Annotated in this window: 14 protein-coding genes; 5 read left to right on the top strand and 9 right to left on the bottom strand. The window is 50.7% G+C overall.

Annotation, left to right across the window (positions count from 1 at the left end):
• Positions 1 to 211: 211 nt before the first annotated feature.
• Positions 212 to 847 (bottom strand): response regulator transcription factor, encoded by a 636-nt coding sequence (locus MHN01_RS00265; RefSeq protein WP_239409510.1) that lies wholly within the window; start codon positions 845 to 847, stop codon positions 212 to 214.
• Between the two features lie 188 nt (positions 848 to 1,035).
• Here MHN01_RS00265 and MHN01_RS00260 point away from each other — a divergent pair, with 188 nt between their 5' ends.
• Positions 1,036 to 2,220 (top strand): membrane-associated sensor domain-containing protein, encoded by a 1,185-nt coding sequence (locus MHN01_RS00260; RefSeq protein WP_239409509.1) that lies wholly within the window; start codon positions 1,036 to 1,038, stop codon positions 2,218 to 2,220.
• A gap of 45 nt (positions 2,221 to 2,265) precedes the next feature.
• Here the strand turns inward: MHN01_RS00260 and MHN01_RS00255 are convergent, their stop codons facing one another.
• The 4 genes from MHN01_RS00255 to aspA form a co-directional block, all read right to left on the bottom strand.
• Positions 2,266 to 4,140 (bottom strand): protein-disulfide reductase DsbD, encoded by a 1,875-nt coding sequence (locus MHN01_RS00255; RefSeq protein WP_239409508.1) that lies wholly within the window; start codon positions 4,138 to 4,140, stop codon positions 2,266 to 2,268.
• A 160-nt stretch (positions 4,141 to 4,300) separates the two neighbouring features.
• On the bottom strand, positions 4,301 to 5,194 hold the full coding sequence (locus MHN01_RS00250) for a LysR family transcriptional regulator (protein WP_239409507.1): 894 nt from the start codon (positions 5,192 to 5,194) through the stop codon (positions 4,301 to 4,303).
• Positions 5,195 to 5,707: 513 nt separating this feature from the next.
• Positions 5,708 to 7,009, bottom strand: a complete 1,302-nt coding sequence (locus MHN01_RS00245) for an anaerobic C4-dicarboxylate transporter (RefSeq protein ID WP_239409506.1) — start codon at positions 7,007 to 7,009, stop codon at positions 5,708 to 5,710.
• Positions 7,010 to 7,120: 111 nt separating this feature from the next.
• Complete coding sequence (gene aspA / locus MHN01_RS00240; RefSeq protein WP_239409505.1) at positions 7,121 to 8,581, bottom strand: aspartate ammonia-lyase; 1,461 nt, start codon at positions 8,579 to 8,581, stop codon at positions 7,121 to 7,123.
• 456 nt (positions 8,582 to 9,037) lie between these two features.
• Between aspA and MHN01_RS00235 the strand changes: the two genes are divergently transcribed.
• Positions 9,038 to 9,571 carry an FxsA family protein gene (locus tag MHN01_RS00235; protein ID WP_239409504.1) on the top strand — a complete coding sequence of 178 codons (534 nt, stop codon included), beginning with the start codon at positions 9,038 to 9,040 and terminating at the stop codon, positions 9,569 to 9,571.
• Positions 9,572 to 9,678: 107 nt separating this feature from the next.
• Here MHN01_RS00235 and MHN01_RS00230 read toward each other — a convergent pair whose 3' ends face one another.
• On the bottom strand, positions 9,679 to 11,046 hold the full coding sequence (locus MHN01_RS00230) for an MATE family efflux transporter (RefSeq protein WP_239409503.1): 1,368 nt from the start codon (positions 11,044 to 11,046) through the stop codon (positions 9,679 to 9,681).
• Positions 11,047 to 11,255: 209 nt separating this feature from the next.
• Here MHN01_RS00230 and MHN01_RS00225 point away from each other — a divergent pair, with 209 nt between their 5' ends.
• Both MHN01_RS00225 and groL read left to right on the top strand, forming a co-directional pair.
• Positions 11,256 to 11,546, top strand: coding sequence for a co-chaperone GroES (locus tag MHN01_RS00225; protein WP_075768202.1), 291 nt, complete (start codon positions 11,256 to 11,258; stop codon positions 11,544 to 11,546).
• A 41-nt stretch (positions 11,547 to 11,587) separates the two neighbouring features.
• Positions 11,588 to 13,234 carry a chaperonin GroEL gene (gene groL, locus MHN01_RS00220; protein ID WP_239409502.1) on the top strand — a complete coding sequence of 549 codons (1,647 nt, stop codon included), beginning with the start codon at positions 11,588 to 11,590 and terminating at the stop codon, positions 13,232 to 13,234.
• Between the two features lie 62 nt (positions 13,235 to 13,296).
• Here the strand turns inward: groL and MHN01_RS00215 are convergent, their stop codons facing one another.
• From MHN01_RS00215 to rimK, 3 genes are all read right to left on the bottom strand, one after another.
• Positions 13,297 to 13,461: a hypothetical protein gene (locus MHN01_RS00215; protein WP_239409501.1), complete on the bottom strand. Its 165-nt coding sequence runs from the start codon at positions 13,459 to 13,461 to the stop codon at positions 13,297 to 13,299.
• 494 nt (positions 13,462 to 13,955) lie between these two features.
• On the bottom strand, positions 13,956 to 14,462 hold the full coding sequence (locus MHN01_RS00210; RefSeq protein WP_239409500.1) for an MgtC/SapB family protein: 507 nt from the start codon (positions 14,460 to 14,462) through the stop codon (positions 13,956 to 13,958).
• Between the two features lie 16 nt (positions 14,463 to 14,478).
• Entirely contained in the window at positions 14,479 to 15,384 is a 906-nt protein-coding gene (gene rimK, locus MHN01_RS00205; RefSeq protein WP_239409499.1) for a 30S ribosomal protein S6--L-glutamate ligase, read from the bottom strand.
• Positions 15,385 to 15,465: 81 nt separating this feature from the next.
• Here rimK and MHN01_RS24475 point away from each other — a divergent pair, with 81 nt between their 5' ends.
• On the top strand, positions 15,466 to 15,588 hold the full coding sequence (locus MHN01_RS24475; RefSeq protein WP_255724903.1) for a hypothetical protein: 123 nt from the start codon (positions 15,466 to 15,468) through the stop codon (positions 15,586 to 15,588).
• Positions 15,589 to 15,605 lie beyond the last annotated feature (17 nt).

Genomic DNA, 15,605 nt, shown 5'->3' with positions numbered 1-15,605 from the left:
CGTCGTTATAAATCACGTTAATAAAATGTTACGTACTGACAATAGCAACGAATAGGTAAGGAGACAGTGCAACTTTAGTCGAGACAGAAACGACAAAATCGCCGAAAATACGGCGATTTTGTGACCAGGGCAGAAATTTGCGGATGTTACGAAAATGTTGAGTTAGCCAAAGGTCTAACTGCCAGATGAAAAAAAACAGACCGGATAAGACTTACTGAGTCAGATCCATCTGCTGTAGCAGAATAACTGCCTGAGTCCGGTTTTTGACCCCGAGCTTGCGGAAGATAGCCGTCATATGGGCCTTGATGGTGGCTTCGGATACATTGAGATCATAGGCAATCTGCTTGTTGAGCAGGCCGTCAGAGAGCATGCACAAGACTTTGTATTGCTGGGGTGTCAGGGTCGCAATACGTTCGGCCAGCTCGTTGATTTCCTCGTCCTCTTCCCCCAGTCCTTCCGGGAAGTATGGGTCGCCTTCCAGCACCTGGTTCAGGGCTCCTATCAGGGCCCGCATGTCACTGGATTTCGGAATAAAACCAAACGCGCCGTGGCTACGAACCTGGCGGATAACATTGGTTTCCTCGCTGGCGGAGATCACCACAACGGGAAGATCCGGGTACTGGTTGCGGAGCTGGATCAGCCCCGACATGCCGTTGGCGCCGGGCATTTTCAAGTCCAGCAGCAATAGGTCTACGTCCGGCTCTTTTTCAAGTAGGGAGAGCAGGGTATCAAGGGAATCGGCTTCCAGCAGATTGGCCCCGCTTATCGCCATATGCACTGACTGAAACAGGGCATTGCGAAATAGCGGGTGGTCATCGGCAATAACAATAGTGTACTGAGCGTCCATGGCAGTTGTGTCTGATTGTTTTTAATTACGCTATCACTGCTTATAGCGTAGATCAATTTGTTAACACTCAAGATCTGAGCTGGATCGGCTCTTATGCGATATGTTGAGCAATGACAGATCGCTTATTAAGGTATTGATCAAATTGGTCGCTTTATTTCAATGGGATAGCGTTAATCTGGGAATAAGGAATGATCCGACACATCGAGACATGGACGACAGGGCGAGACTACTTTGAACAGCAACAATTCAAGCGTCAGGAACAGGGCTGGAAACTGATCATTGTAACCTCCGGGTTGTTGTTGGGTCTGGTATTTATCGAGCTGTTCTGGTTAGAGCCAGCGGTAACAAGTCAGGTGAAGTCGGTATTTAGCGGTGTATTGGCCTTATTGGGTGGAGTGGCCTTTGTGTTGTGGCTGGTGGTGCAGGTGATGCCAATCAAGGTGAAATGGCAGATAGCCTCGCTGGCACTGGCCGGGTTGCTGGGAAGCTGCTGGGCGGTCTTGTTTCCGTTACTGATCCATTACTCTCATTTTTCTACCCTCTATGTTTATAGTGATCTGTTTATCTTTCTCTCGGTGGTGGCGTTTTTTAGCTACCCTCCGGCTATGTACCTGGCCATCGGCCCTGTACTGTGCTCGTTCTTGTTCTCAGGGGTGTATTTAGAGCTCAACCACGAGGCACTTACTGTTCTGAGTGTAATCAGCCGACTGGCGATAGTGATAGTGGTTCGCGAATGTCTCTATCACTGGTTTCATTCCTCGGTTTTTCATGAATTTGAAGAGCAGCGCCTGCGTCAGGAGCTTGCTACGATATCACTGGTCGATCCGATCACCGGGCTGCAAAACAGCCGTCATTTTGAGTTGATGCTGGAGCGGGAGATCATGGCGGCGCGTCGTCATCACAGTGAATTGACGCTGTTGATTGTCAGTGTCGAGCTACTGCGGCTCTATACCATGACATGCGGCCATCAGGCTTATGAAGTGCTGCTAAAGCGTGTTGCCAAGGGATTGCGACGCGGCGTATACCGGCCCCGGGACTTCATTGCCCGGGTCGGCAGCGATGAATTTTCTGTCTTGTTGCCCGATACGGATATGGAGGGAGCAGAGATTGTGGCGGAGCGGATACAGAGACATGTTCACCGTTGCTGTGACAATCTGGTCAAAGTGGATCTGGAGCAGCCTGTCAGTGTGAAGACCTCGGTTATCGAATGGAGCCCGGGTTGGAATGTCAGTCAGGTTCGCAAGCACATGCACGATGCGATCAATACACTTCGTGCTGATGATAAACCGGAGGGTGCGGATGATGCTGAAAAGGGGCATGAACCGGTTGATATTATTGCCCGCTATGAGCCACTGAGCCGGTTTGGAAAATAAAAAAGAGCACCCTGAGGTGCTCTTTTTCGTTGTGGGGATACGAAGCTAGTAGAGCAGTTTGTGGTTGTCCAGATGGCTTAGAAACGGCGAGGCTTCCATAAAACCTGTCAGGCGCGCATTGCTAATGCGGTTGCCCTTGGCATCCCAGAAATCCAGCGTCGGCAGGCCGAGTACATCCATTTCTTTGAGCAGTTCGATATCTGCCGGCGAGCTGTTGGTGACGTCGGCTTGCAGCAGGATAAATTGCTGCAGCTTGGGAGCGACGGCCGGATCATGGAAGGTGTACTTTTCAAACTCCTTGCAGGCGACACACCAGTCGGCATAGAAGTCCAGCATGACCGGTTTGCCCTGGGCCTTGGCTTCGGCCAGTGCCAGGTTTAGATCGTCAATGGTGCTGATACGTTCAAATTCAACGGTGACCGGCTCTTGCCTTACTGACGGTGTGTTGCCTCCGATCAGTGACTGGTACAGCGGCTGGGCAGAGGCGAACAGGCCGACAATGGCAATGACTGCCAGGGTACTGCTGCGCCAGGATACCGTCAGGGTGTTTTTGACATGATACAGCCAGCCGAATGCAGCCAGCCCCAGCAATGACCACAGATAAGGAACCAGATTGTGCGGCAGGATCCGCTCTAGCAGGAAGACAGGGACGGCCAGCAGAACAAAGCCAAAGAAGACTTTGACATGGTTCATCCAGTTGCCGGCCTTAGGCAGGAGTTTGTTGCCGAACATCGCCGCAAGGATCAGCGGGATCCCCATGCCGATTGCCAGTGCATACAGGGCGATGGCCCCGGTTAGCAAGTCACCGCTCTGGGCGACATAAATCAGGGCGCCAGACAGTGGGGCGGTGGTACAGGGGGAGCAGACCAGGCCGGAAATAGCCCCCATCGCAAATACGCCACCGGTATTGCCGCCATGCTGTTTGTTGCTCTGGTTGCTGAGCCAGGTCTGGACACTGCTTGGCAGTTGCAGGGTATAGGCACCAAACATCGACAGAGCCAGCAGCACAAACATGACACTCAGTCCGATCAGGACATAAGGGTGTTGCAACGCGGCCTGAAATTGCATGCCTGCCGAGGCGACCACCAGACCAAGCAGGGTATAGGTCATTGCCATGCCCTGGACATAGGTAAACGACAGACGGAATGTTCGCCCGTGGCTGAGCTGGCCGTTCCCCAGCACAATTCCGGTCAGGATCGGATACATCGGCAGTACGCATGGGGTAAAGGCCAGGCCGATCCCCAGAGCCAGGAACACCAGCGGCGTCCACCATTGCTCGGCCAAATCGCTGGCCAGCTTGTCCTGCTCAGAGGCCGGTGCCGGGGTATTGCTAGCAATGTTAGTGCTTACTTGCGCGGTATCTTCTGTATTACTGGTACGGTTTGCTACCTTGCTAATTGCCCCGGTGTCAGCTGGTGGCATCGGGGAAGCCCCGGCTGTTACCGCCGACAGGGGAACCTGGCGGATCTCCGGCGGATAGCAAAATCCGGCCTTGGCGCAGCCCTGGTAGCGAACTGTCAGCACTGAATCATTCGAGGCTTTAATTACCGGTACGCTGACGGTCAGGGGATCGGTATAGATAAAGACATCGCCGAAGAACTCATCCCGGTAGGGTTGGCCCGCGGGAATATCGACGGTGCCGAGCTCGGCATTGTCGGAGGTGACCGACAGCTGATGCTGGTACAGGTAATAGCCTGGTTTTACTTGCCAGTCGAGGTATACCACCTCGCCTTGCTGGCTGAAGTTAAACGGAAAGGCCTCGTCGACCGTCACAAACTTGTTGGTGCTGCTGGCTGAAAAGCCCGGTAGGGAAAATTCTGCCCGGACAGGCAGGCTGGCGATACCGGCCAGTAGCGTTCCCGCCAGCGCGACAAGCGCAAGAAAACGGGAGAATCCGCGATAGTATTTTAGTTTCATCATTCAGATCAGGCTCGTCTGCAGGGATTTATGCCCAAACTGCACCTTGAAGGTGTAGTTTGGGTATTAACTATACTCTCTCAGACCGTGTTATTCAGCGTTTGGTTTCATCTACAGTAAAAACAATAAGTTTGATTGCCGTAGCCAGTATGCTTGTAAGTGATTACTTACCTAACGCGTCGCGCATGAAGTCCGTAAAGCTGCGAATGTGCGCAGGTACGTATCCCAGACGTTGGTAGAGCATATAAATCGGACGCGGCGGTGAGTACCAGTTACCCATCATGGTTGTCAGCAAGCCCTGATCACAGGCGTCGGCGACCACATAGTTTGGCAGGCAGGCGATGCCCAGCCCGTCAATGGCCGCTTTCTTGATGCTGTTGAGATCCGCAATGGCCATTTTTACCGGCGAGTTTATCCAGTATGTTTTTACGTCTTCGGTACCGTTTCTGTCGGTAAGTGCCCACTCGAACTCAGGTACGCTGGCCAGACGGGCATGTTGATTTAGGTCCTGTGGATGCTCCGGCGTTCCCTGACTGACCAGATAGTGCGGGGAAGCGACCAGAATTCGCTGTGATTCGCCGATTCTGGCCGCGGCGAAACTGGAGTCCGGCTGCTGGCCGACCCGAAAGACGACATCATATTGCTCCGGGCTGTAGTCATGATGCTGGTTTGACAGGTGGTTCAGCGACAGCGTGATGTCCGGATAGCGGGCCAGAAATTGGTTAAAGAGCGGCATCAGCCGGTAAGTGAGCAGGCCGACGGGCGCGGAGATCCGCAGCGCGCCGCGCGGGTTGGCGTGGCTGCTATCGTGCAGCTCGTTGGTGGTGGTCTCGAGCTCGTCAATCAGCGGTTGGCAGCGCTCAAAATAACGTAGCCCCAGCGGTGTCAGGGATACGTTGCGGCTGTCACGGATCACCAGCTGGCTACCCAGGGTATCTTCCAGTCGTTGTAACCGGCGGCTTAGGGTGGCCGGGGGAATATCTAGCGCACTGGCTGCAGCTCTGAAACTTCCTTGTTGAGCAATTGCAATCAGAGTGCGCAGGTCGTCTAACTTCATACCATTTTTGCATCGCTGCATAACGCTTTTACCTCTATCGCCTGGCTCGCTCAATCACTACTATTGTCTGGCAGGCTTTCCTGTCTTAAGCCTGATCTGTAGCAAATTGAGACATGGTTCCGGGTAGATCGTCGGGATTGACGATGTAGCCGGGCTGAACCGATACGTTGGAATCCGTATTGGTTCGCTGTCTTCGCCTCGGGATGGGGCGGAGACAACAAATCCATCATCCTATCTTTCTTATTACTTCAATTCTTTCTCTCTTTCCTAATAAAAAGTAACCGGATTTGTCGTTATTCCCCTTAAATTAATATGCTTTGTTAGTAATTGCTTACTTGGATTGTATGTACCGCAGAGCCTAAGTCCTGGAAGATCTTGTCCTAGGGAAGAACAGAGCTTTATATCAAAATTTTGACTGTTACAAACTGCTTGTAGTACTCAATACCCAGTACCTATAAAAGAAAAGGCCACCCAATAAGGTGGCCTCAGTGACAGATTGTTCAGCCGACCCTGTTACAGGAAGACACCGCCAAAGGCAAAGCCCAGGGCAACAGAGGTGACGATGGTTACCACACCCGGGATAAAGAACGGGTGGTTAAATACCAGGTTACCGATACGGGTTGAACCTGTGTCATCCATCTCAACGGCAGCAAGCAGGGTTGGGTAAGTTGGCAGTACGAACAGCGCACTTACAGCAGCGAAAGACGCGATGGCTGTGAGTGGTGCGACACCGATAGCCAGTGCTGCAGGCATTAGTGCGGTAGTTGTTGCGCCCTGAGAGTAAAGCAGCATAGAGGCAAAGAATAGGGTTACAGCCAGCATCCAAGGGTACTGCTCCAGGATCTCACCTGCTAGTTCTTTGATTTCAGTGATGTGGCCAGATACGAATGTATCACCCAACCAGGCAACACCCAGTACGCACACACAAGCACTCATACCAGACTTGAAAGTCGCGGCGTTGGCAATCTTAGACGCATCGATCTTGGTGATGGTGACGATAGCCATGGCAGCTGTCAGCATGAACACCATGATGGCATCGTTACGGCCTAGCGCCGGATCTTCAATCAGGCCTACAGCGCTGGAAATCATTGTTGCGTAGGCAACAACCGCGATGATAGCGGCAATGAAGATGTAAGTTGCAGGCTTCGCTGTCGGCAGGATTTCACGCTTGGTTTCACCCTGGATTTTGATCAGGCCTTTTGCCAGACGGTCTTTATAGATAGCATCGTCTTTTAGCTCGCAGCCCAGGAAGTTAGAAACAAACGCACCGGCCATACAAGCGACGAACGTTGTCGGGATACAAACAGCCAGTAGCGTTAGGTAGCCTACTCCCAGCGGTTCAAGAATGCCTGAGAAGAATACAACCGCTGCAGAGATAGGCGATGCGGTGATTGCAATTTGTGAAGCCACAACTGCAATAGAAAGCGGACGAGAAGGACGTACACCTTGCTCTTTGGCGACTTCTGCAATAACTGGTAGGGTAGAGAACGCGGTATGACCGGTACCTGCTAGCAGTGTCATGAAGTAAGTGACCATTGGCGCATAGAAAGTGATGCGCTTAGGGTTTTTTCGAAGAAATTTTTCAGCAAGATCAACCAGCCAGTCCATACCACCGGCAACCTGCATAGCGGCAATGGCTGTAATTACTGACATGATGATCAGGATAACGTCGACAGGAATATTACCTGCATCGACACCCAAAAGAAGAGAAAGTACCAATACGCCGGCACCGCCAGCAAAACCAATACCAATACCGCCGATACGAGCGCCTAAATAGATAAACGCAAGAACGACAAAGAGTTCTACACCAATCATGAGATTGTCCTGTCTTTAAAGTTAAAAAAATATAAAAGGGGGAATCTGTAGCAAAAAAGTGGCGGACTCTCATCCTGACAATCCGCCGGGTTTTATCGCGTTTGCGCTTTATTAGTTGTAACGCTTCGCTTTATATTCTGGGTGCATCAGGTTCTGAACTGAGAAGATGTCATCTAGCTGAGCTTCAGTCAGCAGACCACGCTCTAGTACAACATCACGGACGCTCTTGCCTGTTTCAGCACAGATCTTACCGACGATGTCACCTTCGTGGTGGCCGATGAACGGGTTCAGATACGTAACGATACCGATAGAGTTGAACACGAAGCTTTCACATACTTCTTTGTTCACTGTGATACCGTCAATACACTTGTCGCGTAGGTTGATAGAGGCGTTTTTCAGCAGGTCGATAGACTCGAACAGTGCCTGGCCGATAACTGGCTCCATCACGTTTAGCTGAAGCTGACCGGCTTCTGCGGCAAAAGTAATGGTGGTGTCGTTACCAATCACCTTGAAGCAAACCTGGTTAACCACTTCTGGGATCACTGGGTTTACTTTTGCTGGCATGATAGAAGAACCAGCCTGCATTTCAGGTAGGTTGATTTCGTTCAGACCGGCACGAGGACCAGAAGACAGCAGACGCAGGTCGTTACAGATCTTAGATAGCTTAACGGCAGTACGCTTAAGTGCGCCGTGAACCATGACGTATGCGCCACAGTCAGAGGTCGCTTCAATCAAGTCTTCTGCTGGTGTGCAAGGAAGGCCTGTGACTTCAGCCAGACGCTGAACCGCTAGTTCCTGGTAGCCTGTTGCTGCGTTCAGACCGGTACCGATTGCCGTTGCACCCAGGTTAACTTCCAGTAGAAGCTGGGCGGTGTGGCGAAGGTTTTTAATTTCTTCTTTGATCAGTACGCCGAATGCGTGGAATTCCTGACCGACAGTCATTGGGACTGCGTCCTGCAGCTGGGTACGGCCCATTTTCAGTACGTCAGCGAATTCTTTGTCTTTCGCGTCGAAGGCACCTTTCAGGTACTCCAGAGCTTCAACCATGTTCATGATGCTGTTGTATACAGCGACACGGAAGCCTGTTGGGTAGGCACAGTTAGTTGACTGGCTCTTGTTGACGTGGTCGTTAGGGTTAACGATGTCATACTCGCCTTTTTCTTTGCCCATTAGCTCAAGAGCAAGGTTTGCAATCACTTCGTTAGTGTTCATGTTAACTGAAGTACCGGCACCACCCTGGTAGACGTCAGACGGGAACTGATCCATGCACTTTCCTGTTTCAAGGATCTCGTCACACGCCTTGATGATGTACTCGCCAACATCAGAAGGGATAACACCCAGCTCTTTGTTCGCCATTGCAGCAGCTTTCTTGGTGAAAACCATACCGCGAACAAACTCTGGTACGTCAGAAATAGTCGTTTGGGAAATGTTGAAGTTTTCAACAGCACGAAGAGTGTGAATACCCCAGTATGCGTCAGCTGGGACGTGGCGATCGCCAAGAAGATCTTCTTCGATGCGGGTTGCAACGTTTAGAGTTGCTTCATTTTTTTCTAGATCAATCATCTGAGACATAGTGTAGCCTTAGTGGAATCTGCTAATGAAATTCAATTATTGAGCCAATTCTGAATGATTAGAATCCGTTCCGCAGAGATTTTGGCTAGATGATCGTACCTGACACCTATTGTCTGAAGCCGATAATACTCCCCTTTAGTGGTAAAAACATAATCCAGATCACTTTTTTAATCGGCCTGAAAACATTTGCACAAAAACACGATCTACATCACATTTAGTGTTAACAGCTAGTCGGTGGTTTATGTCGACTAATGAGCAAAAATGACAAGATGTGAAAGTTCTGTTTTGCGCAGTCAGCGTGGGTTCAGGCTGTGTTTTTTGGTACACTCCAGAGGTTGAAAAAGGGCCATTTGTTCCCGATATTAAAAGATAGAACCTGGCGTGATGACTCCGGATGATTTTATCCGTGTCGCGTATACCCGTTTATTACAGACCGCAACCGCAAAGAGGTGAGTCGTGTTTCCTGTTTTACTATTTCTGTTTATTGTTGTTCCGATTATTGAGATTGCCCTGTTTGTCCAACTAGGGGGATTTCTGGGCCTATGGCCAACGATTGCACTGGTGTTGGTAACGGCGGTTGTCGGTGCATCGCTCGTACGGAGCCAGGGGATAGCCACCCTTATGTCGGTGCAAAGCCGCCTGCAGCAAGGCGAGTTGCCTGCTCAGCAAATTGTCGAAGGGGTAATGCTGGCTGTTGCCGGGGTATTGTTGCTGACACCGGGTTTTATGACTGATGCACTGGGGATGCTTGTATTGCTTCCGGCACCGCGTGCAATGCTGGCCAAGCAGCTAATGAGCCGGGTGAAGGTCCAGAGTATGGGCTCGGGCTTTAGTGCCGGTTTCGGTGGCGGTCAGGGCTTCAGCGGCCAGGGGCCGTTTGATCACCGTTCGGACTCATTCAATCAGCGTCCGTCCGACGGCGACGTGTTCGATGGCGAGTATGAGCGTAAAGATGAAAACAAGGACAACAATGATCGCCGGCTGCCTTGAGTAGGCACGGCAAGCATTGTACAACAACGTGAATATAGAAAGGCAGCCGAATGGCTGCCTTTTTGTTAATACTGTTCATATTTTTTGTCAGCCAAAAGGTGTGATCTTTAGCTTGGATTGGCCAGACTGCTGTACATGTGTCGCCGCATTTTGACCGCGTACAGGTATGCCCCGATACCGCTCAGTAAGTTGGCGATGGCAATGCCGACAAATAATCCTTCGGTTCCGTTTATCCAGCTGCCCAGCCAAGCCGCCGGCAGCAAGAAGGCAAACAGCCGCAGCAGGTTCCACACTAGGGCATGGACGGACTTGTGCATAGCATTGAGAGCGCTGATGAGCAGCATACACACGGCCTGCATGCCGTAGCTGATCGGGACCACAATCAAGTAGTGCCAGAGTTGCTCCTGAACGGCGATGTCCTGACTGAACAATGCCGATAACGGCCAGCTAAGCGGCACCATCATGATAAATATCAGCAGCTGGAACAGAATGGCAAACCGCATCGCGGTAAACATTGCCTTGAAGGCACGTTGCGGGTTGTTGGCGCCCAGGTTCTGGGCCATGAACGGCATCAGGGCAGATCCCAGTGCCATCATAACGAGCACCAGCAGGGATTCGATTCGCATCGCGGCGCCGTAGGCGGCCACCGAGGTAGTGCCGAGGCCGGCTAGCAGCGACATCAGTATGGCTCCGGACAGGGGAGTCAGGGCATTGGAGAGGGCTGCCGGAGTGCCGACCTGCATGATTTGTTGCCAGTCCCTGCCGAGCAACCTCAGCTGTGGCATCGCCAGCAGTTTTTCTCTTTTGATTAAAATATAGAGGGAGCAGATCAGGGCGAAGGCCCAGCTGATCCCGCTGGCTATCGCTGCCCCTCTTACGCCCAGCTCGGGAAACGGACCATAACCAAAGATCAGTAAAGGATCGAGTACACCGTTGATCACCCCGGCCAGCATCATGATCTTGGCCGGCGTCTTGGCGTCCCCGGTGGCACGAATGGCACTGTTGCCCGCCATCGGTATGACCAGCAACGGAATAGCCAGATACCAGATATCCATATATTGCTTAATGATTGGCAATAGCTCCGGCGACGCACCGATGAGCGAAAATAAGGGTTCGAGGGTCAGCAGGCCTATACTGGATGCTGTGATCATCAAAAGTACTGCCAGCAACAGCCCGTGGCTGGCGAACCGGGCGGCGGTATGATTGTCGCCGCTGCCCAGCAGGCGTCCTACCCGGGTTGATATCCCGACACTGACGCCCATGGTGATACAGTTGAGGGCAAAGGTGACCGGAAAGGTAAAGCTGACCGCGGCCAGTGCCTCGGTGCCCAGAAGCGAAATAAAGAAGGTGTCGACCAGGTTAAACAGCAAGATCGCAACCATCCCGAATACCATCGGAACGGTTAACCGGCGCAGGACGATAGGAATGGGCGCTGATAAAAGCCCATGTTTGTCTGCTTTTCTTTCTGTTGCCATAGCTGTCTCATTATCGGGATGCCCGCCTACCCTAAAGCAAAGAGTGTGATCGGGCAAAAAGTCTGTGAGAATTTTTTGAAAAAAATAGTACAGGGGACTTGGGATCCAGAAAAACGTCCCAACATGTTTAGTTATCAGAAAAAGTTAGTGTGAAACCATGCTAGCTTTATTAATCGTATGGATATTACCAAAATCAGGAGAGACGACCGATGAACATTCGTCCTTTACATGACCGAGTTATCGTTGAGCGCCAAGAAGTTGAATCAAAATCTGCCGGCGGCATCGTTCTAACTGGTTCTGCAGCTGAAAAATCTACTCGCGGTACAGTACTGGCAGTAGGCAAAGGCCGCATCCTAGAAAACGGCACGGTACAGCCGCTGGACGTTAAAGTTGGTGATACTGTGATCTTTGCTGAAGGCTACGGCACGAAGTCTGAGAAGATCGACGGTAAAGAAGTCCTGATCATGTCTGAAAATGACATCATGGCAATCGTTGAATAATCCGATCACTACGAATAAAGAATTAAGAAAGGAAGAAAGACATGGCTGCTAAAGACGTTAAATTTGGTAACGATGCACGAGTTAAAATGCTGGAAGGTGTTAACGTTCTGGCTGACGCAGTAAAAGTAACACTGGGTCCTAAAGGTCGTAACGTAGTTCTGGACAAATCGTTCGGTGCACCAACTATCACTAAAGATGGTGTTTCTGTTGCACGCGAAATCGAGCTGGAAGACAAGTTCCAGAACATGGGCGCACAGATGGTTAAAGAAGTTGCTTCTCAAGCCAACGATGCGGCAGGTGACGGTACGACAACAGCGACTGTACTTGCACAGTCTATCGTTAACGAAGGCCTTAAAGCAGTTGCTGCAGGCATGAACCCAATGGATCTTAAGCGTGGTATCGACAAAGCCGTTACTGCAGCCGTTGAAGAGCTGAAGACGCTGTCTGTACCGTGTGCTGATACTAAGGCGATTGCTCAGGTAGGTACTATCTCTGCAAACTCTGATGAGACTGTTGGTAACATCATTGCAGAAGCAATGGAAAAAGTAGGTCGTGATGGTGTTATCACGGTTGAAGAAGGTCAGGCTCTTCACGATGAGCTAGACGTTGTTGAAGGTATGCAGTTCGACCGCGGTTACCTGTCTCCTTACTTCATCAACAACCAGGAAGCGGGTTCTGTTGATCTGGAAAACCCATTCATCCTGCTGGTTGACAAGAAAGTATCTAACATCCGTGAACTACTGCCGACTTTGGAAGCAGTAGCGAAAGCGTCTCGTCCACTGCTTATCATTGCAGAAGACGTAGAAGGTGAAGCGCTGGCAACCCTAGTTGTGAACAACATGCGCGGTATCGTGAAAGTGGCTGCTGTTAAGGCACCTGGTTTTGGTGACCGTCGTAAGGCGATGCTACAAGATATCGCGGTACTGACTGCAGGTACGGTGATTTCTGAAGAAATCGGTCTGGAGCTTGAGAAAGTTCAGCTTGAAGACCTGGGTCAGGCGAAGCGTGTAACAATCACTAAAGAGAACACCACTATCATCGATGGTATGGGTGAAGAAGCGATGATTGAGGGCCGCGTGGCTCAAATTCGTCAGCAGATTGAAGAAGCGACGTCAGACTACGACAAAGAAAAACTTCAGGAGCGTGTTGCTAAGCTAGCAGGCGGTGTTGCAGTAATCAAAGTCGGTGCTGCTACTGAAGTTGAAATGAAAGAGAAGAAAGACCGTGTCGAAGATGCACTACACGCAACGCGTGCAGCGGTAGAAGAAGGCGTGGTTGCTGGTGGTGGTGTTGCCCTAATCCGTGCGGCTTCTAAAGTTGCTGGCCTTGAAGGTGCGAACGAAGAGCAAAACGTGGGTATCCGTGTTGCACTACGCGCTATGGAAGCACCGATTCGTCAAATCACCAAGAATGCCGGTGATGAAGAATCAGTGGTTGCCAACAACGTACGTGCTGGCGAAGCTAACTACGGTTACAACGCGGCAACTGGTGAGTACGGCGACATGATCGAAATGGGTATCCTGGACCCAACAAAAGTAACGCGTTCTGCACTGCAGTTTGCCGCTTCTGTTGCTGGCCTGATGATCACTACCGAAGCGATGGTGACTGACCTACCACAAGATTCTGCTCCTGCAATGCCTGACATGGGCGGTATGGGCGGTATGGGTGGTATGGGCGGCATGATGTAGTCGAACTTATCACCTCTTAGCTAGTTAGCCCAATAGCGGTGTCGGAAGTGCTCTTGAACTACCTAGCGTTGAGTTGAAAATTCTTGAAGCTGGAGCTCTGTCTCCAGCTTTTTTGTGCCTGTCGTATATTGCAAAGAAGCGGTGGCTTTCTGGGGCAAAATGCTTTCGTACCGACTATCTTCCTTGACGGTTAAGGCTACTTTCCTTTCCTCGAGTAGTTCATCCATAAATTTCCTCAAAAAGCTGTACGTTTATTATTATCGTTTTAAAACAATAACTTATAATTAACTCTAAAGACTATAGCTCATGGTGTTACTTTTGCTCAGCTTTTTGTTGAACAAAGCTCTATTTGCTGATCATGTTCGACAGTATGAGAAGGGAAAAGCTACAAAAAGACTGTGCAAAGTTTGTCGGGGAAAAAGCTGGAAAAGCTGTACGTGAATTTTATATTTAATAATCAATAATTTAATTTTGTCGAGGAGCTTTGGAAACAGGGTGGGTAATTTGCTCATATAAAAGCTGTTTTTGAGGTATAAAGCTGTACGCGTGCTCGGCGTTTGCTGCATTTTTATCGTAGTAAGCTTTAAAGGAAAAAAGCCAAAAAAGCTGATCAAATTAATTTCCAATAAAAAAAATTGTTTAAGCATTGTGTGGTTGTCTTTATTTTAAAATCTGTTTTTGCTCAGCTTTTAGCTGTACTTTTTCAATAAAGGTGTACTGGTTATTCCTCGGGTTGCGGCTGAGGCGGATTGCGCTTCATCAGCTTGCGCTGACGTCGGCCAGACCAATGGGCGTGAACGCCCTTGCGCAGAAAACGCAGGCTGTTTTCCAGCTTGTCGACGCCGAGCAGTACCGCAATCATGACGCCAGTCATGATCACCGCGCTCTGGCCATAGCCTAACCCGATGGTGACGCCCAGCGCGGCCAGCATCCAGACCACAGCCGCTGATGTCACACCGTGTATTTGGCCGTCACGATTCATCATCACACCGGCACCGAGAAAGCCGATGCCGGTGATCACCTGTGCCATGACACGGGCAATATCGGCATTGTTGTCAGACAGAGTCCGCCCGAGAGTAATAAAGCAGTAAGTGCCGACAATGATTAAGGTCGATGTTCGGATCCCTACCGGCTTGCCTCGTAGCTGGCGCTCCAAACCGATCAGAGCGCCACAAACTCCGCACTTCAATAGTGCTGGCCATGCAAAAGGGGCAATGTCAGGCCACATTGCTTATTCTCCTGGTTTACTGAAACGGTAGCCGGCGACGCCCCTTTTTGGCGGCATGCTTTTCGATGAACTCGATAATCAGGCTGGCGATGTCTTTGCCTGCCGCGTTTTCGATCCCTTCCAGCCCCGGTGAGGAGTTGACTTCCATCACCAGTGGCCCGCGCTTAGAGCGAAGCAGGTCAACTCCGGCGACACTGAGCCCCATCGCCTTGGCTGCCGCAACGGCCGTTTTGCGCTCTTCCGGTGTAATTCGGATCAGGGTCGCACTGCCGCCACGGTGCAGGTTGGAACGGAATTCTCCGTCGGCAGCCTGGCGCTTCATCGCAGCAATCACTTTGTCGCCAATCACAAAGCAGCGAATATCGGCCCCACCGGCCTCCTCAATAAATTCCTGTACCATGATATTGGCTTTTAGGCCCATAAAGGCTTCAATCACGCTCTCGGCCGCTTTTTGGGTTTCTGCCAGTACGACACCAATTCCTTGGGTGCCCTCAAGCAGCTTGATCACCAACGGCGCACCACCGACCATTTTGATTAGATCGGGCACATCGTCGGGCTTGCTGGCAAACCCGGTGATAGGCATGCCGACGCCTTTGCGACTTAACAGCTGTAGTGAGCGCAGCTTGTCGCGAGAACGAGAAATCGCAATGGACTGATTGACCGAAAATACATCCATCATTTCAAACTGACGCAGTACCGAGCAGCCATAGAACGTAATGTCTGAACCAATACGGGGAATGATGGCATCAAAGCCGGTTAAATCATTACCCTCGAAGTGAATCGACGGTTGTACCGAGTTGATATTCATATAACAACGCAGTGCATTGATGATTACTGCCTCGTGGCCACGCTCTTCGCAGGCTTGGCGCAGGCGACGGGTGGAATACAGGTTTTCGTTCTGGGATAAAATGCCAATTTTCATTGCGTTACTCGTTATCAATAGTCAGAAAGGCTCAGCAAGAGAAGTTTGGCTGCCTTCGATCCTGCTGAATGGAGCGCGACTATGCGCCCGAAATGGCTGAAAAGCGAGCGAAATGGCGATGATATTTTTTTATCGTCTGGACAAGGGAATTTGCTTGAACCCGGTGATTTCGAAGGCAGCATTTGGCTTGTAGTAGCCTTTTAGAGGCGTGTTGAGTTTAT

Source organism: Photobacterium sp. OFAV2-7, from assembly GCF_022347985.1.
Lineage (GTDB): Bacteria > Pseudomonadota > Gammaproteobacteria > Enterobacterales > Vibrionaceae > Photobacterium.
This window is presented reverse-complemented; position numbering and strand designations above follow the sequence as displayed.

Bases quoted from the DNA above. Each gene is read 5' to 3' on its own strand.
- MHN01_RS00225 (WP_075768202.1), top strand. From the start codon at position 11,256: ATGAACATTCGTCCTTTACATGACCGAGTTATCGTTGAGCGCCAAGAA.
- MHN01_RS00265 (WP_239409510.1), bottom strand. From the start codon at position 847: ATGGACGCTCAGTACACTATTGTTATTGCCGATGACCACCCGCTATTT.
- MHN01_RS24475 (WP_255724903.1), top strand. From the start codon at position 15,466: ATGCGCCCGAAATGGCTGAAAAGCGAGCGAAATGGCGATGATATTTTT.
- MHN01_RS00250 (WP_239409507.1), bottom strand. From the start codon at position 5,194: ATGAAGTTAGACGACCTGCGCACTCTGATTGCAATTGCTCAACAAGGA.
- groL (WP_239409502.1), top strand. From the start codon at position 11,588: ATGGCTGCTAAAGACGTTAAATTTGGTAACGATGCACGAGTTAAAATG.
- aspA (WP_239409505.1), bottom strand. From the start codon at position 8,581: ATGTCTCAGATGATTGATCTAGAAAAAAATGAAGCAACTCTAAACGTT.
- rimK (WP_239409499.1), bottom strand. From the start codon at position 15,384: ATGAAAATTGGCATTTTATCCCAGAACGAAAACCTGTATTCCACCCGT.
- MHN01_RS00255 (WP_239409508.1), bottom strand. From the start codon at position 4,140: ATGATGAAACTAAAATACTATCGCGGATTCTCCCGTTTTCTTGCGCTT.
- MHN01_RS00245 (WP_239409506.1), bottom strand. From the start codon at position 7,009: ATGATTGGTGTAGAACTCTTTGTCGTTCTTGCGTTTATCTATTTAGGC.
- MHN01_RS00210 (WP_239409500.1), bottom strand. From the start codon at position 14,462: ATGTGGCCTGACATTGCCCCTTTTGCATGGCCAGCACTATTGAAGTGC.
- MHN01_RS00215 (WP_239409501.1), bottom strand. From the start codon at position 13,461: ATGGATGAACTACTCGAGGAAAGGAAAGTAGCCTTAACCGTCAAGGAA.
- MHN01_RS00230 (WP_239409503.1), bottom strand. From the start codon at position 11,046: ATGGCAACAGAAAGAAAAGCAGACAAACATGGGCTTTTATCAGCGCCC.
- MHN01_RS00260 (WP_239409509.1), top strand. From the start codon at position 1,036: ATGATCCGACACATCGAGACATGGACGACAGGGCGAGACTACTTTGAA.